Annotated in this window: 1 protein-coding gene; it reads right to left on the bottom strand. The window is 49.3% G+C overall.

The window, feature by feature from the left end; genetic code table 11:
- On the bottom strand, positions 1 to 661 hold a 661-nt coding region (locus B176_RS18800), incomplete at both ends, for a sugar-binding domain-containing protein (protein WP_040539738.1).

The following is a 661-nucleotide window of genomic DNA, read 5'->3' on the forward strand; positions in this document are numbered from 1 at the left end:
GATGTTCAGCGGGTTGTAGAAACGTGATGATATCTTCAAGATTCCCTGTCTGCCTTTTGCATCAACTTCTGACAAAGCAAAAACTTTATCTATTGACAGCTGTGGAGCGTAGACGAGGTTAAGGTAACGGTAAAGTCCGCCATAAACGTTGAAATCGGAAAGATCCGAAGGCATCATCTCTAAATCTCGCGTATTGTCGCAACGGATGGAAATGGGGATTCTGCCCCTGAACCTACCGCTGAACACGCTGTCTTTTCTGAAAGATGCAACCGCATCCGTGATGTCGACAGTCCATTCATCGTATCCACCTACGTGTTCGCCTACCTTGGTATTGTACACATACACCTGTGTCTTCTGCCCGGCACCTTCAAAATGCAGTAGGGTTCTACCGTTCTTATATGGATTCTCAATTTTTAGATTACTGCGGTACCAGCCGGGTCCCTGATAATAATTTACGTCTGGGTCTACCGCGTCTGTGGCGTTGAAGCAGTGCGGAAGGGTTACTCCTGTCCAGATCGGAACTGTCTCCGAACTCCCCGCCTTTGCATCGCGGTTCGCCTCCCAGATCCCGCCAAGGTCGCTCCTCAAGAACTCCCAGCCCTGCCTGAGCCGTTCGCTCTGTTGGCCATAGGTGGTTATATAAGGAAACAAAAATAGGGCT

Source organism: Pedobacter arcticus A12, assembly GCF_000302595.1.
Lineage (GTDB): Bacteria > Bacteroidota > Bacteroidia > Sphingobacteriales > Sphingobacteriaceae > Pseudopedobacter > Pseudopedobacter arcticus.